The sequence below is a fragment of the Stenotrophomonas sp. STEN014 genome, assembly GCF_056760315.1.
Genome location: NZ_JBRREN010000002.1, coordinates 1 through 21,937 on the forward strand (window position 1 = coordinate 1; position 21,937 = coordinate 21,937).

21 protein-coding genes and 1 riboswitch are annotated in these 21,937 nt (G+C 68.0%); of the genes, 14 read left to right on the forward strand and 7 right to left on the reverse strand.

Going from position 1 to position 21,937, the window contains the following annotated elements; all coding sequences use genetic code 11:
- The first annotated feature begins 249 nt into the window (after window positions 1–249).
- The 4 genes from gspD to pncB are packed head-to-tail and all read left to right on the forward strand — an operon-like array spanning window position 250 to window position 5,370.
- Window positions 250–2,457 carry a type II secretion system secretin GspD gene (gene gspD / locus ACVOMC_RS02525; protein WP_481522721.1) on the forward strand — a complete coding sequence of 736 codons (2,208 nt, stop codon included), beginning with the start codon at window positions 250–252 and terminating at the stop codon, window positions 2,455–2,457.
- Window positions 2,458–2,459: 2 nt separating this feature from the next.
- Window positions 2,460–3,323 carry a glycosyltransferase family 2 protein gene (locus ACVOMC_RS02530; RefSeq protein ID WP_481522722.1) on the forward strand — a complete coding sequence of 288 codons (864 nt, stop codon included), beginning with the start codon at window positions 2,460–2,462 and terminating at the stop codon, window positions 3,321–3,323.
- Window positions 3,320–4,153, forward strand: coding sequence for a glycosyltransferase family 2 protein (locus ACVOMC_RS02535; protein ID WP_057506096.1), 834 nt, complete (start codon window positions 3,320–3,322; stop codon window positions 4,151–4,153). The genes ACVOMC_RS02530 and ACVOMC_RS02535 overlap by 4 nt, the downstream gene beginning before the upstream one ends.
- Before the next feature lie 47 nt (window positions 4,154–4,200).
- Window positions 4,201–5,370: a nicotinate phosphoribosyltransferase gene (gene pncB, locus ACVOMC_RS02540; RefSeq protein ID WP_481522723.1), complete on the forward strand. Its 1,170-nt coding sequence runs from the start codon at window positions 4,201–4,203 to the stop codon at window positions 5,368–5,370.
- A 51-nt stretch (window positions 5,371–5,421) separates the two neighbouring features.
- On the opposite strand, the gene ACVOMC_RS02545 is transcribed toward pncB, so the two are convergent.
- Together ACVOMC_RS02545 and ettA are read right to left on the reverse strand one after the other, a co-directional pair.
- Window positions 5,422–6,738: an NCS2 family permease gene (locus ACVOMC_RS02545; RefSeq protein ID WP_481522724.1), complete on the reverse strand. Its 1,317-nt coding sequence runs from the start codon at window positions 6,736–6,738 to the stop codon at window positions 5,422–5,424.
- 86 nt (window positions 6,739–6,824) lie between these two features.
- Entirely contained in the window at window positions 6,825–8,489 is a 1,665-nt protein-coding gene (gene ettA, locus ACVOMC_RS02550) for an energy-dependent translational throttle protein EttA (protein ID WP_054658780.1), read from the reverse strand.
- 217 nt (window positions 8,490–8,706) lie between these two features.
- Here ettA and ACVOMC_RS02555 point away from each other — a divergent pair, with 217 nt between their 5' ends.
- From ACVOMC_RS02555 to ribD, 5 genes are all read left to right on the forward strand, one after another.
- A complete protein-coding gene (locus ACVOMC_RS02555) occupies window positions 8,707–9,177 on the forward strand; it encodes an RcnB family protein (protein WP_481522725.1) in 471 nt (156 codons plus the stop codon).
- 160 nt (window positions 9,178–9,337) lie between these two features.
- A complete protein-coding gene (glyA, locus tag ACVOMC_RS02560; protein WP_481522726.1) occupies window positions 9,338–10,591 on the forward strand; it encodes a serine hydroxymethyltransferase in 1,254 nt (417 codons plus the stop codon).
- Between the two features lie 171 nt (window positions 10,592–10,762).
- On the forward strand, window positions 10,763–11,296 hold the full coding sequence (gene nrdR, locus ACVOMC_RS02565) for a transcriptional regulator NrdR (RefSeq protein WP_054658776.1): 534 nt from the start codon (window positions 10,763–10,765) through the stop codon (window positions 11,294–11,296).
- Window positions 11,297–11,363: 67 nt separating this feature from the next.
- Window positions 11,364–11,831, forward strand: coding sequence for a GNAT family N-acetyltransferase (locus tag ACVOMC_RS02570; protein WP_481522727.1), 468 nt, complete (start codon window positions 11,364–11,366; stop codon window positions 11,829–11,831).
- Between the two features lie 96 nt (window positions 11,832–11,927).
- Window positions 11,928–13,016 (forward strand): bifunctional diaminohydroxyphosphoribosylaminopyrimidine deaminase/5-amino-6-(5-phosphoribosylamino)uracil reductase RibD, encoded by a 1,089-nt coding sequence (ribD, locus tag ACVOMC_RS02575; protein ID WP_481522728.1) that lies wholly within the window; start codon window positions 11,928–11,930, stop codon window positions 13,014–13,016.
- A gap of 81 nt (window positions 13,017–13,097) precedes the next feature.
- Here ribD and ACVOMC_RS02580 read toward each other — a convergent pair whose 3' ends face one another.
- Complete coding sequence (locus tag ACVOMC_RS02580) at window positions 13,098–13,718, reverse strand: outer membrane beta-barrel protein (protein ID WP_481522729.1); 621 nt, start codon at window positions 13,716–13,718, stop codon at window positions 13,098–13,100.
- A gap of 158 nt (window positions 13,719–13,876) precedes the next feature.
- A riboswitch (FMN riboswitch) is annotated at window positions 13,877–14,039 on the forward strand.
- Window positions 14,040–14,112: 73 nt separating this feature from the next.
- On the opposite strand from ACVOMC_RS02580, the gene ACVOMC_RS02585 reads away from it, so the two are divergent.
- From ACVOMC_RS02585 to thiL, 5 genes are all read left to right on the forward strand, one after another.
- On the forward strand, window positions 14,113–14,715 hold the full coding sequence (locus ACVOMC_RS02585; RefSeq protein WP_481522730.1) for a riboflavin synthase: 603 nt from the start codon (window positions 14,113–14,115) through the stop codon (window positions 14,713–14,715).
- Entirely contained in the window at window positions 14,712–15,815 is a 1,104-nt protein-coding gene (ribB, locus tag ACVOMC_RS02590; RefSeq protein WP_481522731.1) for a 3,4-dihydroxy-2-butanone-4-phosphate synthase, read from the forward strand. The genes ACVOMC_RS02585 and ribB overlap by 4 nt, the downstream gene beginning before the upstream one ends.
- 58 nt (window positions 15,816–15,873) lie before the next feature.
- The gene (gene ribH, locus ACVOMC_RS02595) at window positions 15,874–16,341 is read left to right on the forward strand and encodes a 6,7-dimethyl-8-ribityllumazine synthase (protein WP_481522732.1); all 468 of its coding nucleotides are present in this window, start codon (window positions 15,874–15,876) and stop codon (window positions 16,339–16,341) included.
- Window positions 16,338–16,817 carry a transcription antitermination factor NusB gene (nusB, locus tag ACVOMC_RS02600; protein WP_054660513.1) on the forward strand — a complete coding sequence of 160 codons (480 nt, stop codon included), beginning with the start codon at window positions 16,338–16,340 and terminating at the stop codon, window positions 16,815–16,817. Before ribH ends, nusB begins: the two co-directional genes overlap by 4 nt.
- 89 nt (window positions 16,818–16,906) lie before the next feature.
- Window positions 16,907–17,881 carry a thiamine-phosphate kinase gene (gene thiL, locus ACVOMC_RS02605; protein ID WP_481522733.1) on the forward strand — a complete coding sequence of 325 codons (975 nt, stop codon included), beginning with the start codon at window positions 16,907–16,909 and terminating at the stop codon, window positions 17,879–17,881.
- Window positions 17,882–17,899: 18 nt separating this feature from the next.
- Here thiL and ACVOMC_RS02610 read toward each other — a convergent pair whose 3' ends face one another.
- The 4 genes from ACVOMC_RS02610 to ACVOMC_RS02625 are packed head-to-tail and all read right to left on the reverse strand — an operon-like array spanning window position 17,900 to window position 21,903.
- The gene (locus ACVOMC_RS02610) at window positions 17,900–19,276 is read right to left on the reverse strand and encodes an FAD-binding oxidoreductase (protein ID WP_481522734.1); all 1,377 of its coding nucleotides are present in this window, start codon (window positions 19,274–19,276) and stop codon (window positions 17,900–17,902) included.
- The gene (locus tag ACVOMC_RS02615) at window positions 19,273–19,815 is read right to left on the reverse strand and encodes a metal-dependent hydrolase (protein ID WP_481522735.1); all 543 of its coding nucleotides are present in this window, start codon (window positions 19,813–19,815) and stop codon (window positions 19,273–19,275) included. Before ACVOMC_RS02615 ends, ACVOMC_RS02610 begins: the two co-directional genes overlap by 4 nt.
- Entirely contained in the window at window positions 19,815–20,189 is a 375-nt protein-coding gene (locus tag ACVOMC_RS02620) for a YraN family protein (protein WP_481522736.1), read from the reverse strand. Before ACVOMC_RS02620 ends, ACVOMC_RS02615 begins: the two co-directional genes overlap by 1 nt.
- Window positions 20,179–21,903: a penicillin-binding protein activator gene (locus ACVOMC_RS02625; protein WP_481522737.1), complete on the reverse strand. Its 1,725-nt coding sequence runs from the start codon at window positions 21,901–21,903 to the stop codon at window positions 20,179–20,181. Before ACVOMC_RS02625 ends, ACVOMC_RS02620 begins: the two co-directional genes overlap by 11 nt.
- Between the last annotated feature and the right edge of the window lie 34 nt (window positions 21,904–21,937).

Below are 21,937 nucleotides of genomic sequence, written 5' to 3' on the forward strand. Positions count from 1 at the left end.
CCCCCCCCCCCCCCCCCCCCCCCCCCCCCCCCCCCCCCCCCCCCCCCCCCCCCCCCCCCCCCCCCCCCCCCCCCGCCCCCCCCGCCGGTGGAGGCCATCCCGCCGGCAGCGGCCGATTCCGATGCGGCGGTGCCGATGCCCGGCGCGGCCGAGATCAGGTCGATCCGCGAACGCATCCAGGCCCGGCGCAAGCAGGCGCAGCAGCAATCAAACGGCAGCTCCGGCAGCCAGAACCCGTAGAGTGCAGGCATGACGTCACGCATTGTTTCCCTTTCCCTGTTGATCGGCGCGCTCAGTGCCTGCGCCAGCACCCCGCCGGTACCGGACATCCGCCGCAACGCCCAGGCTCCCGTTGCCACCGCCGCGCCTGGCAAGCCCGCGCGGACCTCGGCGCTGGAAGCGGCCGAGGTGCCACAGGCCGACGACACCGGCAGCCGCGCGGTGATCCGCCGCGGCAACGGCACCGTGATCAACCGGGCGGCGGCGTCGGCCCCGGCTCCGTCGCTGGCCGCGGCCGGCAACGGTACGGCGGTGTTCAATTTCGAAGGGGAATCGGTGCAGGCCGTCACCAAGGCGATCCTCGGCGACATGCTCGGCCAGAACTACGTCATCGCGCCCGGCGTGCAGGGCACGGTCACGCTGGCCACGCCCAAACCGGTCTCGCCGGCGCAGGCGCTGAACCTGCTGGAGATGGTGCTGGGCTGGAACAACGCGCGGCTGATCTACAGCGGCGGCCGCTACAACATCGTGCCGGCCGAACAGTCGCTGGCCGGGACCGTGGCGCCCAGTACCGCGCCGGCCTCGGCCGCGCGTGGCTACGAAGTGCGGGTGGTGCCGTTGCACTACATCTCGGCCAGCGAAATGAAAAAGGTGCTGGAGCCGTACGCGCGCCCGAACGCGATCGTCGGCATCGACGGCTCACGCAACGTGATCACCCTGGGCGGCACCCGCACCGAGCTTGAGAACTACCTGCGCACGGTCGAGATCTTCGATGTGGACTGGCTCTCGGGCATGTCGGTGGGCGTGTTCCCGATCCAGTCCGGGCGCGCCTCGCAGGTGGCCGGTGATCTGGAAAAGGTGTTCGGGCAGGACAGCAAGACGCCCAGTGCCGGCATGTTCCGCTTCATGCCGCTGGACAACGCCAATGCGGTGCTGGTGATCACCCCGCAGGCGCGCTACCTGGACCAGATCCAGCAGTGGCTGGACCGCATCGACAGTGCCGGCGGTAGCGCCCGCCTGTTCTCCTACGAGCTGAAGTACATCAAGGCCCGGGATCTGGCCGAGCGTCTGGCCGAAGTGTTCGGCGCCGGTGCCGGTGGTTCTGCCGGGCAGCGCGGTGTGTCGCTGGCGCCTGGCGCCACGCCGATGACTCTGGAGGGACGCGGCACCACCGATCCCTCGGCCGATCCCGCTGACATGCTGGGCCAGGGCGATACCGGTGGGATGGGCGGCGATGGTGGACAGCCGCTGGCGCTGTCACCGCAGGCGCCGGGCAATGGTGCGGTGACCCTGGAAGTGGAGGGCGACCGCGTTGGTGTCTCGGCGGTGGAGGAAACCAACACCCTGCTGGTGCGTTCCACCCCGCAGGCTTGGCGTTCGATCCGCGAGGTGGTCGAGAAGCTCGACGTGATGCCGCTGCAGGTGCATATCGAGGCCCAGGTGGCCGAGGTCGCGCTGACCGGTGAACTCAGTTACGGCGTGAACTGGTATTTCGAACAGGCGGTCAATGCCACCCCGGCCAACGGCGGCGCCGGTCTGCCCTCGGCGCTGGGACGCGGCATCTGGGGCGACATCGCCGGCGCGCTGGTGCCCGGTGATGGCCAGGGCGGCGGTGGGCTGAGCTGGACCTTCCTGGGCAAGAACGCCGCGGCGGTGATCAGCGCACTGGACCAGGTCACCGATGTGCGCCTGCTGCAGACGCCCTCGCTGTTCGTGCGCAACAACGCCATCGCCACCTTGAATGTCGGCAGCAAGATACCGGTCTATTCGGTCTCGGTCTCGGGCATCAGCGACAACCAGTACGCGCAGGTGCAGTACCTGGAAACCGGCACCATTTTGAAAGTGCGCCCGCGTGTCACCCGCGACGGCATGGTGTTTCTGGACATCGTGCAGGAGGTCAGCTCCCCGGAAGGCGAGCCCGACGCCAACGGCAACGTGCGCATCAACACCCGCCGCATGAAGACCGAGGCCGCGGTCAATGCCGGGGACACGGTGATGCTGGCCGGGTTGATCGAAGACAGTTCCACCCAGGGTTCCTCGGGCTTTCCCGGGCTGAGCCGGCTGCCGGTGATCGGTGGCCTGTTCGGCCGCAAGACCCAGAACAGCCGGCGCAGTGAAGTCATCGTGCTGCTGACGCCGAGCATCGTGCGCAATCCGCAGGAAGCGCGGAACCTCACCGACGAATACGGCAGCAAGTTCCGCGCGCTGGACCCGCTGGGCCCGAAGGCGCGCCGCTGAGCATGGCGCTGCCGGTCATCCTGTTGCCGGTGGGCGTGGACGAGGCCGCGCTCGATGCCTGTCTGGGCGCGCTGGAAGCGGCCACGCCCGCCGGGACTTCCGTATGGCTGGCCGATGACGGCCAGGCCGGACCACGCGCGCAGGCGGTGATCGAGCACTGGCTGGCAGGCACGCAGCTGCAGGCCGAGTACACGCGGCGTCCGCGTGCGATCGGCGAGGTCGCGCACCTGGACCAGATGCTCAGCGCCTGCAGCGATGCCGACGTGGTGGTGCTGGCGCCGGACGCGATTCCGCACCCGGGCTGGTTGGCGCAATTGAGCGATTGTCTGGCGCGCGATGCCGCCATTGCCACGGCCACACCGTGGAGCAATGCCGGCGAAACCACCGCCTGGCCGCGCGTGGGTGAGGTCAATCCGCTGCCGGCCGAGCCGGCGCGTCTGGCCCTGGCCTGTGCGGCGATGCCGCTGCTGCACCCGGAGCTGCCTTCGGCGGTGACCCATGCGGTGCTGATCCGTGGCAGTGCGCGCCGCCGCGCCGGCGGGCTGGATACCCACAGCTATGGTTCCTGGTATGCGGCGCTGGTGGATCTGAGCCTGCGCATGAGTGGCCTGGGCTGGCGCAACGTGCTCTGTGACACCGCCTTTGTCGGCCGCCTGCAGGAGGGCCGGCCGGCCGCGGGTGACATGGAGGTGCTGGCCACGCGCTGGCCGGTCTGGACCGCGCGCCTGGCCTCGTTCCTGATGGACGACCCGCTGTACGCCCATCGCGGCCAGCTGCAGCAGCGGTGCGCGCAGGCGATAATGCCCGACGCCCAGCGCGACCTGTTCGAGGCCTGTGCTTCCCTTCCAGGCGCGGAGCCGGTGTGAGCGATTCGATTGCCGTTGTTGTTGTCAGCTACCAGAGTGCGAGCACGCTGGACGAATGCCTGCAGCGGCTGCGCGCGGCGCGGGAGGTGGCCGAGATCCGCGTGGTCGACAACGATTCCGATGACGGTTCGCTGGCCATCGCCCAGCGCCATGCCCTGGCCGATCCGCGCGTGCGCTTCATCGCCAATCCGGACAATCCCGGCTTCGCCACCGCCTGCAACCAGGGCGCGCAGGACTGCCAGGCGCCGTGGCTGGCCTTCATCAACCCGGACCTGATGGTCGAGCCGTCCACGCTTGCGCAGCTGCGTGCGCTGGGCGCGCAGCTGGGCGATTGTCTGCTGGGCGTGGAGCAGGTCGATGAGGCCGGCCAGGCCGATGCCGCGGTGCGCCGCCGCGATCCGGATTTCGCCGCAATGCTGCGCCATCCGGGGCGGGGCTCGCGGCTTGCGGTGCCGGCCGATCCCGCGCAGCCGTTGCAGGTGGTGCAGGCGCTGTCCGGTGCGCTGCTGCTGATGCCGCGCGACCTGTTCGTGCGGCTGGGCGGCTGGGATGCCGGCTATCGCCTGCATGCCGAGGATCTGGACCTGTGCCGGCGTGCGCGCGAAGCCGGCGCCACGGTGGCCATCGCCAACGAGCTGAAGGTGCTGCATGTGCGCGGTGTCTCCAGCCGCGCGCGGCCGTACTTCGTGGAGTGGCACAAGCACCGCGGGCTGTGGCGCTATTTCCGCAAGTTCGAGGCCGCGCAGCGCCCGCTGCCGGTACGGGCCGGGGTCTGGTGCGCGATCTGGGCACACGCCGCGTTGCAGCTGCCGCGTCTGCTGCTTCGCTGAACCCGGCTTTCAGGCGGGCTCACGCAGGCCCGGCGCATAATGCCGGCATGATCATCCAGTCCCTGCTCGACACCGACCTCTACAAATTCACCATGATGCAGGCCGTGCTGCACCAGTACCCGGGCGCGCTGGTGCAGTACCGCTTCAAGTGCCGGACTCCGGGCATCGATCTGGCGCAGTACCTGGACCAGATCAACACCGAGATCGACCACCTGTGCAGCCTGCATTTCAGCACCGACGAGCTGGATTACATGCGCACGCTGCGCTTCGTGAAGCCGGACTTCGTCGACTTCCTCGGGCTGTTCCATCTGGATCGCAAGTACATCGCGCTGCGCGCCTCGCCGACGGTGCCCGGCGAGATCGAGCTGGACATCACCGGGCCCTGGCTGCACACGATCCTGTTCGAAGTGCCGTTGCTGGCGATCATCAATGAAGTCTGGTTCCGCAATGCCGGCCTGCCGGATTTCGCCGAGGGCGAGCGCCGCCTGCAGGCCAAGACCGCGTTGTTGCGGGACACGCCCGGCTTCGAGCTGTGCCGCATCGCCGACTACGGTTCGCGCCGGCGCTATTCGCGGCAGTGGCACGGGCACATGCTGCCGATGTTGCGCGAGGCGCTGGGCAGCCAGTTCGTCGGCACCAGCAACGTGCATTTCGCCCGCATCTACGGCATGACCCCGCACGGCACGATGGCGCATGAATACCTGCAGGCCTTCCAGGCGCTGGGACCGCGGCTGCGCGACTCGCAGGTGGCGGCGCTGGAGTCCTGGGCGCGCGAGTATCGCGGTGATCTGGGTATCGCCTTGTCGGATGTGGTGGGGCTGGATGCGTTCCTGCGCGATTTCGACATGTATTTCTGCAAACTGTTCGACGGTGTGCGCCATGACTCCGGCGACCCGTTTGTGTGGGGCGACCGCATGCTGGCGCACTTCAAGGCCAACCGCGTTGACCCGGCCAGCAAGGTGCTGGTGTTCAGCGACGGCCTGGATATCCAGAAGGTGATGCAGTTGTTCGAATATTTCCGCGGGCGCTGTCAGGTCGCCTTCGGCGTGGGCACAAATCTGACCAACGATCTGGGGCCGACCCCGCTGAACATCGTCATAAAGATGGTCCGCTGCAACGGCCAGCCGGTGGCCAAGCTCAGCGATTCGCCGGGCAAGAGCATGTGCGATGACCCCAACTACCTGACCTACCTGCGCCAGGTGTTCGCGGTCCAATAAATGACAAACCCGCCCTCCGGCGGGTTTGTTTCACTGCGCTTGCGTGCCGGCTCACTCCAGCGCGAAGCGCAGCACGAACAGCCCGGCCACCAGCCACACCGCCGGGCGCACTTCACGCCAGCGGCCGGTGCCGGCCTTGAGCGCGGCGTAGGCGATGAAGCCGAACGCCAGGCCGTTGGCGATGGAGTAGGTGAACGGCATCGCCAGCGCACACAGCGCCGCCGGCACCGATTCGGTCAGGTCGTCCCACTTCACCTCGACCAGCTCGCGCAGCATCAGCCCGGCCACGAACAGCAGCGCCGGCGCGGTGGCGTAGGGCGGCACCATCGCCGCCAGCGGCGAGAACAGCAGCGCGCCCAGGAACAGTGCGGCCACCACCAGCGCGGTCAGTCCGGTGCGGCCACCGACCTGGACGCCCGAGGCGCTCTCGGCAAAGGCGGTGGTCGAACTGGTGCCCAGCAGCGAGCCGGCGACGATCGCGCTGCTGTCGGCCAGCAGGGCGCGGCCGAAGCGCTTGTTGCCATCGGCCAGTTTCAGCAGCCCGGCCCGTCCGGCCACGCCATACAGGGTGCCGGTAGCGTCGAACACCTCCACCAGCACGAACACCAGCACCACCTGCATCAGCACCGCCAGCGGCGCGCCGCCGTCGTGGTGCAGCAGGCCGGGGATATCCAGCTGCAGGAAGGTCTGCGCCAGGCTCGGCGGCAGCGACACCAGCCCGCCGTACTGCACATGGCCGATCGCCCAGGCGATGCCGGTCACGGCGAGGATGCCTATCAGGATCGCGCCTCGCACCTTGCGCGCTTCCAGGATCGCGATCAGCAAAAAGCCCCCGAGGGCCAGCAGCGGCGGCGCGCTGTCGAGCTTGCCCAGGGTGAGCATGGTGTCTTCATTGGCGATGATCACCTGCGATTTCTGCAGCGCGATGATCGCCAGGAACAGGCCGATGCCGGCCACGATCGCCGAACGCAGCGAGGCGGGAATACCGGCCACCAGCCAGGCGCGGATGCCGGTCAGCGACAGCACCCAAAACACCACGCCGGAGATGAACACCGCGGCCAGCGCCTGCTGCCACGGCAGCCCAGCCGCGCCGACTACAGTGAAGGCGAAGAAGGCGTTCAGGCCCATGCCCGGGGCCATGCCGACCGGGAAATTGGCCGCCAGTGCCATCACTGTCGAGCCGATGGCCGCCGCCAGGCAGGTGGCGACGAACACCGCGCCCGGGTCCATGCCGGTGGTGCCGAGGATCTCGGGGTTGACGAAGACGATGTAGGACATCGTCAGGAAGGTGGTCAGCCCGGCCAGCACTTCGGTGCGCACGCTGGTGCCGTGCTGGTGGAGCTTGAACAGGCGGTCGAACAGGGACATGGCGGCTTTCCGGCACAGGGGGGAGGCAGGAGGTTTGTGGCCCGTACAAAAGCCGACGCCCGCACTGGGCGGCCGTCCGGCGGGTGTTACTTGAGCGCCTTGAAGCGCAGACGCTTGGGACCGGCATCGTCACCGAGGCGACGCTTCTTGTCCTCTTCGTACTCGCGGTAGTTGCCCTGGAAGAACTCCACATGCGAGTCGCCTTCGAAGGCGATGATGTGCGTGGCGATACGGTCCAGGAACCAGCGATCGTGGGAGATCACGAACGTGTTGCCCGGGAACTCCAGCAGCGCATCTTCCAGTGCACGCAGGGTTTCGATGTCCAGGTCGTTGGACGGTTCGTCGAGCAGCAGCACGTTGCCGCCCTGCAGCAGGGTTTTGGCCATGTGCAGGCGGCCACGCTCACCACCGGACAGCGAGCCCACCATCTTCTGCTGGTCCTGGCCCTTGAAGTTGAAGCGGCCGATGTAGGCGCGCGACTGGATCTCGATGCCGTTGATGTTGAGGATATCCAGGCCGCCAGCGATTTCCTGGAACACGTTGTGGTTGCCGGTCAGTGCATCGCGGCTCTGGTCCACGTAGGACAGCTTGACGGTCGGGCCGACCACGATCTCGCCGGAATCCGGCTTTTCCTGGCCGGTGATCATCTTGAACAGGGTCGACTTGCCGGCGCCGTTCGGACCGATGATGCCGACGATGGCACCCGGCGGGATGATCATCGACAGGTTGTCGATCAGCAGGCGGTCACCGAACTTCTTGGAGACGTTCTTGAACTCCATCACCGAGTTGCCCAGGCGCTCGCCCGGCGGGATGAAGATTTCATTGGTCTCGTTGCGCTTCTGGTAGTCAACGCTCTGCAGCTCTTCCAGGCGGGCCAGACGGGCCTTGCCCTTGGTACGGCCGCCCTTGGCGTTCTGCCGCGACCACTCCAGTTCCTTCTGGATCGCCTTCTGGCGGGCCTTTTCCTGGTTGTCTTCCTGCTTCAGGCGCTCGTCCTTCTGCATCAGCCATTCGGTGTAGTTGCCCTTCCACGGAATGCCGCGGCCGCGGTCCAGTTCCAGGATCCACTCGGCGGCGTTGTCCAGGAAGTAGCGGTCATGGGTGACGGCCACCACGGTGCCGGTGTAGCGCGCCAGGAACTGCTCCAGCCATTCCACCGACTCGGCGTCCAGGTGGTTGGTCGGTTCGTCGAGCAGCAGCATGTCCGGCTTCTGCAGCAGCAGGCGGCACAGCGCGACGCGGCGCTTCTCGCCACCGGACAGGTTGCCGATCACCGCGTCCCACGGCGGCAGGCGCAGCGCGTCGGCGGCCACGTCCAGCTGGTTTTCCAGGGTGTGGGCATCGCCAGCGGCCAGGATCGCCTCCAGACGCTCCTGTTCCTTGGCCAGGGCGTCGAAGTCGGCGCCTTCCTCGGCATAGGCGGCGTACACGGCTTCCAGCGCGGCCTGGGCCTGCAGCACCTCACCGACGCCTTCCTCGACCGCTTCACGCACGGTCTGGGCCGGGTCCAGGCGCGGTTCCTGCTCCAGGTAGCCGACCTTGATGCCGGGCTGCGGGCGGGCCTCGCCCTCGAAATCGGTGTCCACGCCGGCCATGATCTTCAGCACGGTGGACTTGCCGGCGCCGTTCAGGCCCAGCAGGCCGATCTTGGCGCCCGGGAAGAACGACAGCGAGATGTCCTTGATGATCTGCCGCTTCGGCGGGACCACTTTGGACACCTTGTTCATGGTGTAGATGTATTGCGAGGACATGAAGTCTCCGTAGCGCACGCCCGTGCCCGGTCCGATGACGGACTGGGCCCAAGGCAAAAGGGAATAAGCGATTATAGCCGTAAGCCAGATGGGGCCGACGGTGCCGGAATCCCTTGCTGGTTTATGAATACGAAAGCCGGGAGCCGCTTCCAGCCGGAGTTCGTTCAGACGACGTGAGCATTATGGGAAGCGTCAACCAACCCAGCGAGGGCTAGCTATGAAGATGAACCGCCTTGTTGTCGCCGCGATGACCGCCCTGCTGGCGTTCGGCGCCACCGCTCCGGCCTTTGCTGCCGGTGATCGCGATAACCACGACCGTGGCCGCCATGGCTGGGATGATCGTGGCCGCGGGCATGACCGCGGCCGTGGGCACGGCCATGACCGTCGCGAATGGCGCGATGACCGCCGCCACTACAGCTCCGGCTATCGCGAGGGTTACCGCGACGCCCGGCGCAATGACCGCCGCTATCACGCCCCGCCGCGCGTGGTGTACCGCCCGTACGGCTTTGAGCGCGGGCACCGCTACAGCAACTACTACGGCGGCCCGGTCTATGTGGTCAATGACTACAACCGCTACCACCTGCACCGCCCGCGACATGGCCACCACTGGATCCGCGACGACCGCGGCAACATGCTGATGGTGGCCATGGCCACCGGCATCATCGCCGACATCGTGCTCAACCATTGAGCCTTGTCCCGGTCTGGTTAGAGGAAGGCGCCCGCAGGGGCGCCTTCTTCATGTAGGGCGGGAAAGGGAAATGGTTGCAGGCGGGACCGCCGGTGGCGGGCGGTGGTGGTGACGGAAGCGCTACAATCGGCAGCTCCCTCGCCCCGTACCAGGAGCTGTGATGTTCCCGCGTGATGCCCGTATCGAGTCCTATGATCCCGAGTTGGCCAAGGCCATCGCCGATGAGTGCCAGCGTCAGGAAGACCATGTCGAGCTGATTGCCAGCGAGAACTACGCCAGCCCGCTGGTGATGGAAGCGCAGGGCAGCCAGCTGACCAACAAATACGCCGAGGGCTACCCGGGCAAGCGCTACTACGGTGGCTGCGAGTACGTGGATATCGCCGAGAAGCTGGCGATCGACCGCCTCAAGCAGCTGTTTGGCGCCGATTACGCCAATGTGCAGCCGCACAGCGGCTCGCAGGCTAACCAGGCCGTGTACTTCGCGCTGCTGCAGCCGGGTGACACCATCCTGGGCATGAGCCTGGCCCACGGTGGCCACCTGACCCACGGGGCCAAGGTCAATGCCTCGGGCAAGATCTTCAATGCCTTCCAGTACGGTGTGAACGAGCAGGGCCTGATCGATTACGACGAAGTCGAGCGCCTGGCGCTGGAGCACAAGCCGAAAATGGTGGTGGCCGGTTTCTCCGCCTATTCGCAGATCGTCGACTGGGCGCGCTTCCGCGCCATCGCCGACAAGGTCGGTGCCTACCTGTTCGTGGACATGGCGCACGTCGCCGGTCTGGTCGCTGCCGGGGTCTACCCGAACCCGATCGAACACGCCCACGTGGTGACTTCCACCACCCACAAGACCCTGCGCGGCCCGCGCGGCGGCATCATCATCGCCAAGGGCGCCGGCGAGGAGATCGAGAAGAAACTGCAGTCGATCGTGTTCCCGGGCATCCAGGGCGGTCCGCTGATGCACGTCATCGCGGCCAAGGCGGTGGCCTTCAAGGAAGCGCTGGAGCCGGAATTCAAGGCCTACCAGCAGCAGGTGGTGAAGAACGCCCAGGCGATGGCCAACACCCTGATCGTCCGCGGCTACAAGATCGTCTCCGGTGGCACCCAGAACCACCTGATGCTGGTGGACATGATCGGCAAGGACGTGTCCGGCAAGGACGCGGAAGCCGCATTGGGCAAGGCCCACATCACCGTCAACAAGAACTCGGTGCCCAACGACCCGCGTTCGCCGTTCGTGACCTCGGGTCTGCGCCTGGGCACGCCGGCAGTGACCACCCGCGGTTACCTCGAGCAGGACTGCGTGGATCTGGCCAACTGGATTGCCGACGTGCTCGATGCGCCGGCCGATGAGACGGTGATCGCCCGCGTGCGCGATGCGGTCAGCGCGCAGTGCAAGAAGTATCCGGTCTACGGTTGATGCGCCGCCAGTGCCGGCGGTTTGCCGGCGCTGTGTCGTTGCAGGGATCGCCACTGTGATGGTGGCCAAACCCCGGGCCGGGCAGCCTTGCTCCCTCCCGGGGTTTGCTGTATCTGCGTTGTAGTGGTTCCCGCGCCGCGTTGCCGGCGCCCGATGTTGAAGGCCAGAGAGATGCATTGCCCGTTCTGCCAGCACAACGATACCCGCGTGATCGATTCACGCGTTTCCGAAGACGGCGCGACCATCCGCCGTCGCCGCGGTTGCGAGGCGTGCGGTGAACGTTTCAGCACGATCGAGACCATCGAGCTGAAACTGCCGGTCATCATCAAGAGCGATGGCGGGCGCGAGGCGTTTGATGCACGCAAGTTGCGGGTGGGGTTCGACCGCGCGCTGCAGAAGCGGCCGGTCTCGGAAGAGCGGATCGAAGCGGCGGTCCGTGCCGTGGTGCATCAGCTGCGCATGTGTGGCGAGCGCGAAGTGCCGTCGATCAAGGTCGGTGGTTTCGTCATGGATGAGCTGCGCAAGCTCGACCATGTCGGCTATGTGCGCTTCGCCTCGGTCTACCGCAGCTTCGAGGATGTGGCCGATTTCCGCGACGAGATCGAGAAGCTCGAACGCGATATGCCGGCCGCTGACGGCCAGCTCCCGCTGCTGGAAGACGGCGCATCGGCGGATGGACGCCCAGCCAAGCCCGCCAAACGTTGAATCTGGCGCCAGGCGGCGTAGCGCGGGTGTGGCCGTGGCCGCGCGTCACGGCGGGTCGTGAATCCGGATGCTGACCGTCAACCTGCGTGATCACCCCGCTCTGGTGCCGGCGCTGGCCGCCGCGCACGTCCAGGCCTTTGGCAATCTGTTGCCGGACTGGAGCGTGGCCCAGGCCGAAGCCGAGTTGCGGGCGCAGCAACGCGACGCCATTCCCTGCACCTGGTTGGCGATGGACGCCGGAAACTGGCTCGGTTCGGTGAGCCTGCTGCACGACGATCACGAGCAGATCCGCGGCTGGTCGCCGTGGTTGGCCTCGCTGTATGTGAAACCCGAGGCGCGTGGCAGGGGTGTAGGTGCGGCGCTGGTGGAACATGCCATCGTCCAGGCCGCCGCTTTCGACGTTGCGGAGCTGTACCTGTACTGCGAAGCACCGATGGTGGCGTGGTACCGCTCGCTGGGCTGGCAGGTGCATGCCCGCCTGCCGCTGGGCCCGCTCGCGGTCACGGTGATGGCGGTGGAGACCGGTCGCCGCTAGACGTGCCGCACTGCAAGTACGGTCTGCCGGCGCATACACTGCCCCCTCGTCCGTTGTCGCATCTGGCAATGGGCCGCTGACGTAATGAGGTCCCCGATGAGCCACTTCACCGCCACCGATCACCTGCTGATGGCCCGCGCGCTGCGTCTGGCCGAACGCGCTGCGTGGACGACGCGGCCCAATCCGATGGTCGGCTGTGTGATCGCGCAGGGTGAGGACGTCGTGGGCGAGGGCTGGCACCAGCGTGCCGGCGGGCCGCATGCGGAAGTGTTCGCCTTGCGCCAGGCCGGCGAGCGCGCACGCGGTGCCACCGCCTACGTGACCTTGGAGCCCTGTGCGCATTACGGGCGCACGCCGCCGTGCGCGCTGGCGCTGATCCAGGCGGGCGTGTCGCGGGTGGTGGCGGCGATGGCCGATCCGTTTCCCGATGTGGATGGCGGCGGCTTCGCCCTGCTGCGGCAGGCCGGCATCACGGTCGAGGTGGGTTTGATGGCTGCTCAGGCGCGCGTGCTCAATGCCGGCTTCCTGTCGCGGATCGAACGTGGCCGGCCGCTGGTGCGGGTCAAACTGGCCGGCAGTCTGGACGGGCGCACCGCCATGGCCGATGGCCAATCCAAATGGATCACCGGCGAGGCGGCGCGGGCCGACGTGCAGCACTGGCGGGCGCGGGCCGGGGCCATCCTGACCGGTGCAGCGACCGTGCTGGCCGATGATCCGGTATTGACCGCACGGCCCGATCACGGCGAATTCCTGCCGCCGCTGCGGGTGGTGCTGGACGCACGGCTGCGCACCCTGGGTTGCGTGCGGGTGCGTGAGGGCGGGGCGCCGACGTTGTACCTGCATGACCCGGCACTGGCCGCACCGGTGCTGGCCGGGGTCGAGTTCGTGCCCTCGCCGCTGCAGGCCGATGGCCGCTTCGATCTGGCGGCGGTGATGGCGCTGCTGGCCGCCCGGGGTACCAACGAGGTGCATGTCGAAGCCGGGCCGACCCTGTGTGGTGCCCTGCTGCAGGCCGGACTGGTCGACGAACTGCTGCTCTACATCGCGCCATTGCTGATGGGCGATGCCGCGCGCCCGTTGCTGGCCGGGCTGGGGATCGCGACGATGGCCCAGACCGTGCCGCTGGAGCTGGCCGATGTGCGCATGCTGGGCAAGGACCTGCGGCTGTTGCTGCGTCCGGTCTGAGCAGGCGTAACCAGCGCGGCCGTTGCGAATGAAAACGGGAGCCCGAGGGCTCCCGCTGGATCTGAGGCGCTGTAACGCGGATCAGAAGCTGGCGCGGACGCCGGCCAGGTACTGGGTGGTGTCTTCGATGAACTGGATTTCGCCCACCACACCCCAGGTCTTGTTGAAGCTGATCTGGCCGCCGAGGTTGCCGACGAAGGTGCTGTCCATGTCGCTGCCATCCATGACGCCGGCCTTCAGCCACGCTTCGGTGCGGGCCGAGGGCTTGCCGCGGACGCCGACGGTGGCGCGTCCGGCGGTGGAGTGATCCTTGCCGGTACCGTTGAAGCCCGGCATGCCGGAGATCTTCACCTTGGCGTTAATCCGTACTGCGGCGATGTCGGCGGTGAAGTCCACACGCTCGCTCATGTTCATGTGGTAGCCGATACCGAGTTCCGGCTGGGCCAGATCGACTTTCAGGCGCGCGCCGGCAGCGGAATAGCTTTTGGAAACCGTCGAATAGCCGCCGAACACATGGACCTGCGGAGCGATCGCGAACGAGCCGCGGATGTAGCCGCCGTCGCCTTTGGGGTCGTCCAGTAGATCGTCGTTGATCTGGACCTGGGTCCAGCCACCTTCCACATAGGTGTAGCTCATCTCGTCAGCGGAAGCGACGAACGGGGTGGCCGCCAGCAGGGCAGCCAGAATCAGGGTCTTACGCATGGAATTCCTCTCTAAGAAGTGATGTCCGTTTCAGTCGGCCGGTTGCGGGCCGATCGCGCGACTTCGTGTCGTGCACGCAGATTTTAACATTCATATTACAAAGGTCGAGCTTCAGGCCGGGCTGGTACAATGCGCACGCCGGATTTTCCGGCACTCACAAACGTCTTCAGGGCGGGGTGCAATTCCCCACCGGCGGTAGGGGTGCAAGCCCGAGCCCGCGAGCGCTTTGTCCATCTGTCCTCCAGATAGATGCGTTGAAGGTCAGCAGATCCGGTCAGATGCCGGAGCCGACGGTCATAGTCCGGATGAAAGAAGACGGTGTTGCGGGCCCTGACGGGTCCGTGCGCCTGCATGCCTTGCGGCGTTTTTCGCTCACTTTTCGCGGAGAACGTTAGTGTTTACTGGAATCATCGAAGGCGTCGGCCGGCTGGCCGCACGCGAACCCCTCGGCGGCGATGTCCGCTTCACCTTCAGCGTGGGCACTCTGCCGTTCGATCACGTGCAGCTGGGCGAGAGCATTGCCGTCAATGGCGTGTGTCTGACTGTGATCGACTTTGACGGCAGCAGTTTCAAGGCCGATGCCTCAACTGAAACCCTGGCGCTGACGACGCTTGGTGTGCTGACCGAGGGGGCCGTGATCAATCTGGAACGCGCCATGCGCCCGACCGACCGCCTCGGCGGGCATCTGGTCAGCGGCCATGTCGATGGTCTGGGCCAGGTGCTGTCCATCCACGAGGACGCGCGCGCGCTGCGCTGGCGTTTTGCCGCGCCCAAGGCGCTGCTCAAGTACATCGTCAAAAAGGGCTCGATCTGTGTCGATGGCGTCAGCCTCACGGTGAACGAGGCCGATGACGAAGGCTTCGAAGTCGCGCTGATTCCGCACACCGTCGCCAATACCGCTTTTTCCGCCACCACCGTGGGCAGTGCGGTCAATCTGGAAATCGATCTGGTCGCCCGCTATGTCGAGCGCCTGCTGGGCCAAGGAGCCACGTCATGAGTTTCGCCCCCATCCCCGAACTGCTGGAAGAAATCCGCGCCGGCCGCATGGTCGTGATCGTCGATGACGAGGACCGTGAGAACGAGGGCGACCTGATCATGGCCGCCGAGCTGGTCCGGCCGTCGGATATCAACTTCATGGTCACCCACGCCCGGGGCCTGGTGTGCCTGTCGGTCACCCGCGAGCGCACCGCGCAGCTGGGTCTGACGCCGATGGTGCAGAAGAACACCGCCCAGTTCCACACCAATTTCACCGTCAGCATCGAGGCGGCCGAAGGCGTGACCACGGGTATCTCCGCCCATGACCGCGCCCACACCATCCGCACCGCGATCCAGCCCAACGCCAGGCCGTCGGACCTGACCCAGCCGGGCCATATCTTCCCGCTGACCGCCCAGCCCGGTGGCGTGCTGACCCGCGCCGGCCACACCGAGGCGGCCAGTGACCTGCCGCGCATGGCCGGGCTCGAAGCGGCCGGCGTGCTGGTGGAAATCCTCAATGCCGACGGCACCATGGCGCGCCGCCCGGAGCTGGAGGTGTTCGCCCGCGAGCATGGCTTGAAGATCGGCTCGATCGCCGACCTGATCGCCTACCGGCTGGCCACCGAGCACACCGTCGAGCGCGTGGACGAGCGCGGCATCAGCACCGAGTTCGGCCCGTTCCAGCTGATCACCTACCGTGACCGGATCGCCCACGACCTGCATTTCGCGCTGGTCCGCGGCACCCCGGACAAGGCCACCCCGACCCTGGTGCGGGTGCAGGTGGAAAACCCGCTGGCCGATCTGCTGCACTGGCGGCGGGAGGACTTCGGCGTGGCCAATACCGATGCGCTGCGCGCGATCGATGCGGCCGGCAGCGGGGTGATGGTGGTGCTCTCGGCACCGCGCGATACCGATGCGCTGCTGGCCCGGATCCGCGCCCAGGGTGAAACCGCAGGCAAGAGCAAGGATGTCGGCCAGTGGCGGCGCAATGGCGCCGGCGCGCAGATCCTGGCCGACCTCGGTCTGGGCAAGCTGCGGGTGCTGGGCACCCCGCGCCGGCAGATCGGACTGGCCGGATATGGCCTGGAAATCGTCGAAACCGTGCAGGTGCCGGTCCCGTAACGGCCGGCAAGCGGTACTGACGCGTTAAACTTACCCACCTTTTGGACCCCCGCACCCCATGAGCCACTACGAAGGCGACCTCCGCCCGGCCGGATCGGCCCGTTTTGCCATCATCGCCAGCCGCTGGAACGCCCGCATCACCGATGCGATGGTGGCCGGTGCGCGGCAGAGCCTGGCCGGCAACGGTATCGGCGAGGACGCCATCGATGTGGTGCGGGTGCCGGGTGCGTGGGAAATCCCGCTGGTGGCCGCGCGGCTGGCCGCCGCCGGCCAGCATGCGGCGATCATCACCCTGGGCTGTGTGATCCGCGGCGATACCCGCCATTACGAACACGTGGCCGACCGTTGTGCCGAGGGCCTGATGCGCACGCAGCTGGACTTTGGCGTACCGGTGCTCAATGGCGTGCTGGCGGTGGAGCGGGTGGAGGATGCCGAGGCGCGCGCCGGCGGCAGCCACGGCAACAAGGGGGAGGAAGTCGCTTTGGCGGCATTGGAAATGGTCAATCTTCTGGAACAGCTGCCATGAACAACAAGAACAACGGCAGGCCCGCCGGAAAGCCGGTCCGTCGCGACGGTATCGATCCGGTGCTGCGTTCGCGCGCACGCCGCCGCGCCCTGCAGGCGATCTACGCCTGGCAGATTTCCGGTGGCAACGCCGACTCGCTGCTGGCGCAGTTCGCGCACGAGCAGGCCCATGAAATCGCCGATCTGGCGTACTTCGAGAACCTGCTGCGTGGCGTGCTGGACAACCGCCGCGACATCGATGAGGCGCTGGCGCCGTTTGTCGACCGTGGGGTGGAAGAAGTCGATGCGATCGAACGTGCGGTGCTGCGCGTGGCGGCCTACGAGCTGCGCTACCGCCTGGACGTGCCGTACCGGGTGGTGATCAACGAGGCGATCGAAACCGCCAAGCGTTTCGGTTCCGAACACGGCCACACCTACGTCAACGGCGTGCTCGACCGTGCCGCGCTGGAATGGCGCAAGACCGAATCGGGCCAGTAAGCCGACGGCGGCGGTGCCGCCGGTTCACCCTGAACGCGCCGGGGCCGGCATCATCGGCACCGGCGTTGTCGTTTGCGGGAGTTGATGAAGTGAGCCTTGACGAGTTTGGCCTGATCGAGCGGATCGCCGCGCGTACCCGTGCGCGCGCGGACATCGCGCTGGGCATCGGCGATGACGCGGCGCTGCTGCAGCTGCCGCCCGGGCAGCAGCTGGTGGTCACCGCCGATACGCTCAACGCCGGCGTGCATTTCCCGCCCGAGACGCTGCCGGCCGATATCGGCTGGAAGGCGCTGGCGGTGAACCTGTCCGATCTGGCCGCGATGGGCGCGCAGCCGGCCTGGTGCACGCTGGCCCTGTCGCTGCCAGAGGCCGATCCGGACTGGATCGAGGCGTTTGCCGATGGCTTCTTCGCTCTGGCCGATGCCCATGGCATCGCCCTGATCGGCGGCGATACCACGCGCGGTCCGCTGTCGATCTCGATCACCGCGATGGGCTGGGTGCCGGCAGGCCAGGCGCTGCGGCGCGATGCTGCCCGGGTGGGCGACGATGTCTGGGTCAGTGGCCATCCCGGTGAGGCCGCCGGTGCGCTGCAGCTCTGGCAGCAGGGCGGTCTGGACGTGCGCGCCGCCGCGGTCGACGGCGATCTCGAACGGCTGCGCCAGCGCCTGCAGCGGCCGGCACCACGGCTGCAGTTGGGGCTGGCGCTGCGCGGGCTGGCCCATGCGGCGGCCGATGTGTCCGATGGCCTGCTGGCCGACCTCGGCCATATCGCCTCACGCAGCGGCGTGGCGGCTGTAGTGAAGGGCGAGGCGGTGCCGTTGTCGTCCGCCCTGCGCCGCGCGTTTGGCGCCGCTGCCGCCTTGGACTGCGCGTTGCGTGGTGGCGACGACTACGAGCTGTGCTTCACCGCCGCGCCGGAACAGCGCCTGGCTTTGGAAGCGGTGGCATCGCGGCTTGCGCTGCCGCTGACGCGTATCGGTGTGATCGTCGCAGGCCAGGGTGTCCGCTGCGAAGGTGATGCCAACGGCGCGCGCGCCGGTGGCTACCGGCATTTCACCGGGTAGCCTGCTCCTGCTCTGCGCCTACAGCGGCAGCACCTTGCCCGGATTGAGGATGCCGTCCGGGTCCAGGGCCTGCTTGATCGCGCGCATTGTCGCCAGCGTGGCCGGTGAAAACGCCTGGGCCATGAAGTCGCGCTTGGCCACGCCGATGCCGTGCTCGCCGGACAGCGTTCCGCCCAGTTCCAGTGCCAGTGCGAAGACCTTGGGCAGGGCGGTATGGGCGCGCGCGTTCTCGCCGGCATCGTCCGGGTGGTAGAGGATGTTGACGTGCAGGTTGCCGTTGCCGGCATGGCCGAAGGTGACGATCGGCAGCTTGGCCTCGAGCGAAAGCCGTTGCACACCCTCCACCAGGTCGGGGATGCGCGAGACCGGCACCACCACGTCCTCGTTGATCTTGCCCGGGGCGATGCTTTTCAGCGCCGGTGACAATGCCCGTCGCGCGGCCCACAGTTTGTCGCGCGCGCTGCCGTCGGTGGCGACATCCAGTGCCAGCAGGCCATCGCCTTCGGCGGCTTGCGCCAAGGCATTGAGCAGGTAGGGCAGGGTGTCATCATCACCATCGGCGTCGATAAGCAGCATCGCGCCGGCCTCGGGTACCTGCGCGCCATTGCGGCGCAGCAGCTCCAGGCTTCGCGCATCCATGAATTCGAGCATGGTCGGGGTGACCGGCTGCGCCATCACTCGCGACACCGCGGCCGCGGCCGCACTGGCATCGCGATAGAGCACCCGCAGCCCGGCCTGCGCGCGCGGGCGCGGGGCCAGTTTGAGCGTGGCTTCGACGATCAGCGCCAGCGTGCCTTCGCTGCCGACGATCAGATGGGTCAGGTCGTAACCGGTGGCGTCCTTGGTATAGGCGCCACCGCACTGGATCAACTCCCCGCTGCCGGTTATGGCCACCAGCCCGAGCACGTTGTCGCGGCTGGTGCCGTATTTGACCGCGCGCGGACCGCCGGCATTGCAGGCCAGGTTGCCGCCGATGCTGCAGATCTCGGCGCTGGACGGGTCCGGCGGCCAGAACAGGCCGTGCGGCACCAGCGCCTGCTGCAGGTCGCCGTTGAGCACGCCCGGCTCGACCACCGCGCAGCGGTCGCCGGGGCGGATCTCGAGAATGCGGTTCATGCGTGCGAACGACAGCACGATGCCGCCGGCGGTGGGCACCGCCGCGCCGGTGGTGCCGGTGCCGGCACCGCGCCCGACCAGCGGCACACCGTGCTCGCGGCAGGCGCGGACGATGGCCTGTACCTGTTCGCGCGTGCTCGGCAGGGCGACGCCCAGTGGCAGCGCGTGGCGCCAGGAGTTGTCCCGGGCATGGGCTTCCAGTGCGGCGGCATCGGTGCGCCAGGCCTCGCCGAGCAGCTGGGTCAGGATCTGGTGGAAGGCGGCAGGCAGCGAGTTCATGGGCGTTGGCTCAAATCAGGGGCGCGCTGCTGGACCAGGCGCCAGCCGCACACGCAGAGAAACAGCGGCAGCCACACCCAGCGCAGCTCCGAGAGTACGGTCTGCAGACCCCGGGCGCTGAAGAACTGGTTGGCGAAGGGTGAGACCCGGATAGGTCGCCACGGCGCGAACAGGCGCGCGTCGTTCCACGGCCACCACAGGGCGACGCCCAGGCCGCCGGAGGTCAGCGCGTCAAGCAGTGGATGCGACAGTGCACAGATGAGGACAAAGGCAGCGGCCTGCAACCGCCCGGCATTCACTGCGCGTGCGCCCAACAGAGCCAGGAAACCCAGCAGGGCTGCGAACAGCATCGAATGGCTGGCGCCGCGATGGCCGAGCGCATCGGCGTAGGGGATCTGCAGCGCGAAGGCGAGCACGTCCGCATCGGGCAGCATCGCCGCGACGAGGCCGGCCGCGAGCAGCCGTGGCGGGAGGCGGCCGCGGTCACTGGCGCACCACAGCGCCAACGGAACTGCGGCATGGGTGAAAACGCTGGGCATCAGCAGTCGTCGGCGCGGAAAGCGTCGCGGATCCAGTGCAGCTGGGGTGGCTCGCCGCTGGCATCAACCACGTCGAAGCGGCAGGCTGCCTGGGCCAAGGCCGGCTGGCTGGCCAGATACAGCTGTGCGGCATGCAGCAGCTTGCGGCGTTTGCCGGTGTCGACCGAGGCCGCGCCGCCACCGAAGGCGGCCGAGCGCCGATAGCGCACTTCCACGAACACCACGCTGTCGCCGACCGGGTCGTGCATCACCAGGTCCAGTTCGCCGCCGCGGAAGCGGACATTGCTGGCCCGCCAGCGCAGGCCGGCGCTCTCCAGCAGCGTCCGGGCGGCGGCTTCGACCGCCGCGCCGCGTTGCGACGGCTCAGCGGCCATCACCGATTGCGACCGGCCGTCCGCCGCTGAAGGTCGACCAGGCCGGGGTGCGGATCACATTGCCGAAGCCGTCCAGCAGCAGGCTGCCGGTGGCGCCCTGCAGTCCGCCCTGGGTAGCGTTGGCCAGCTTCTCCAGATAGGCGCTGATCTTCCAGGCGTCATGGCCGAAGGCGAACAGGCGCGCGGCGCCGCCGCGGGCGGTGGGCAGCGTGGCCGCCAGGCTGCTGGCGGCCGGCAGGCCGGCCACGCCGCGTGCGGTCCAAGCTTCGCCCGGGAACACGATGCCATCCAGCGCGCTGTCTTCCTCGGCCTTGCCGGTATTGCTGAGCAGCTGCGAGGTGCCGATGCGGCTCACCGCCGACAGGCCGGCCAGCGCCAGCTGCGGCGCCAGTGCGCGCGCCTGGTTGCCCTTGACCGCCAGGAACACCGCGTCCACGCCGTTGGCCTGGCGCAGCTGGCCGCCGATATCGCCGGGGGCATCGCCCACGCTGATGCTGGCGGTGACCTTGCCGCCGCGCTCGTTGAAGCGCTCCTTGAAGGCGGCGCTGGCGCGACGCCCGGCATCGTCATTGCTGGCGATGATCAGCACGTTGCCGCGCTCGCGGCCGAGCAGGTATTCGGCGGCGATGATGCCGTCGTCCTCCGGGGCCAGCGAGAAGGCGGCGTTGCCCGGCGGCGGGGTGTCCTTGCCGCGGTTCAGGGCCAGCATCGGCACCGGCAGCTGGTCACGTTGGAACAGTGCATCGACTTCCTCGCGCCCCAGCGGGCCGACGATGAAATCGGCCCCGTCTGCTGCCGCCTTGTCATAGGCGGCGCTGGCGCCCGCGGCCGTGCCCTTGGTGTCTAGGAAATCGATCTGCGGACGGCGCCGGGTTTCACCGTAGTAGCCGGCCAGCAGGCCGTCGCGCACCGGTGCGGCGGCGGTGGCCATGTTGCCGCTGAGCGGCAGCAGCACCGCCAGCTTGAGCGGCGGCCGGTAGCCATCGGCCTCGGCCGGCGGTCGCTTGCCGGTATCCAGCTGCCAGGCGGCATCGCGGTCGAACGGGCGCGGCAGCGGCAGGCCGCGGGCGATCAGGGCGCGGCCGGCGAAGTTGTAGAGCGGATCGCCGGCCGGCAGTGCGGCGGTGCGGCTGCCCAGGGTGGCATCGTCCAGGCCGGCCAGCAGGCGGGTGATGGCGCGCTGGTTGTCGGCGCGTGCGCTGCCGCTGAGCGCCACTGCCGCGCGGGCGCGATCGGCCGCGGCATTGAAGGCGTCACCGGAGGCTTCAAAGGCCTGGGCGCGGGCCAGGTGCCAGCGCGCCTGCAGCGCGACCGGCAGCTGTTCCGGGCGTTCGCCCAGCGCCTGCAGCGCGGCGGCCGGCTGTTTGTCCTGCAATGCCAGTTCGGCACAGAGCAGGCTGAAGCGCTGGCGGCTGGCACCGCCGAGCTGGCGCATCTGCACCTGCGCCATCAGCATGCGTGCGCGGGCACTGTCACCGGCTTCGTGCCAGGCGAAGGCGGCGTCGGCCAGCAGTTGTGATTTGGCCGCACCGCGGGCTGCGCCGGCCTGGGCTTCCAGCTGTTGCGCCGCCTCGCGCGGCTTGCCCTGTTCCAGCAGGGCGATGGCCGCCTGCTGGGCCGGTGAGCTGGTGGGAGCCACGCTGGTGGTGGCGCAGCCCACGAACAGCAGCATCGACAATGACAGGGCGGAAATCCGTGCGACTGGCTTGTTCATTTGGGGTCCGTTCGACAGGGCGCGGCAGTGCCGG

Coding starts and splice junctions, on each gene's coding strand:
- ACVOMC_RS02615 (WP_481522735.1), bottom strand. CDS start 19,815: ATGCCCAGCGTTTTCACCCATGCCGCAGTTCCGTTGGCGCTGTGGTGC.
- ribH (WP_481522732.1), top strand. CDS start 15,874: ATGAGCCACTACGAAGGCGACCTCCGCCCGGCCGGATCGGCCCGTTTT.
- glyA (WP_481522726.1), top strand. CDS start 9,338: ATGTTCCCGCGTGATGCCCGTATCGAGTCCTATGATCCCGAGTTGGCC.
- ACVOMC_RS02580 (WP_481522729.1), bottom strand. CDS start 13,718: ATGCGTAAGACCCTGATTCTGGCTGCCCTGCTGGCGGCCACCCCGTTC.
- ribD (WP_481522728.1), top strand. CDS start 11,928: ATGAGCCACTTCACCGCCACCGATCACCTGCTGATGGCCCGCGCGCTG.
- ACVOMC_RS02570 (WP_481522727.1), top strand. CDS start 11,364: ATGCTGACCGTCAACCTGCGTGATCACCCCGCTCTGGTGCCGGCGCTG.
- ettA (WP_054658780.1), bottom strand. CDS start 8,489: ATGTCCTCGCAATACATCTACACCATGAACAAGGTGTCCAAAGTGGTC.
- ACVOMC_RS02555 (WP_481522725.1), top strand. CDS start 8,707: ATGAAGATGAACCGCCTTGTTGTCGCCGCGATGACCGCCCTGCTGGCG.
- ACVOMC_RS02610 (WP_481522734.1), bottom strand. CDS start 19,276: ATGAACTCGCTGCCTGCCGCCTTCCACCAGATCCTGACCCAGCTGCTC.
- pncB (WP_481522723.1), top strand. CDS start 4,201: ATGATCATCCAGTCCCTGCTCGACACCGACCTCTACAAATTCACCATG.
- nrdR (WP_054658776.1), top strand. CDS start 10,763: ATGCATTGCCCGTTCTGCCAGCACAACGATACCCGCGTGATCGATTCA.
- ACVOMC_RS02530 (WP_481522722.1), top strand. CDS start 2,460: ATGGCGCTGCCGGTCATCCTGTTGCCGGTGGGCGTGGACGAGGCCGCG.
- nusB (WP_054660513.1), top strand. CDS start 16,338: ATGAACAACAAGAACAACGGCAGGCCCGCCGGAAAGCCGGTCCGTCGC.
- gspD (WP_481522721.1), top strand. CDS start 250: ATGACGTCACGCATTGTTTCCCTTTCCCTGTTGATCGGCGCGCTCAGT.
- ribB (WP_481522731.1), top strand. CDS start 14,712: ATGAGTTTCGCCCCCATCCCCGAACTGCTGGAAGAAATCCGCGCCGGC.
- ACVOMC_RS02625 (WP_481522737.1), bottom strand. CDS start 21,903: ATGAACAAGCCAGTCGCACGGATTTCCGCCCTGTCATTGTCGATGCTG.
- ACVOMC_RS02545 (WP_481522724.1), bottom strand. CDS start 6,738: ATGTCCCTGTTCGACCGCCTGTTCAAGCTCCACCAGCACGGCACCAGC.
- ACVOMC_RS02620 (WP_481522736.1), bottom strand. CDS start 20,189: ATGGCCGCTGAGCCGTCGCAACGCGGCGCGGCGGTCGAAGCCGCCGCC.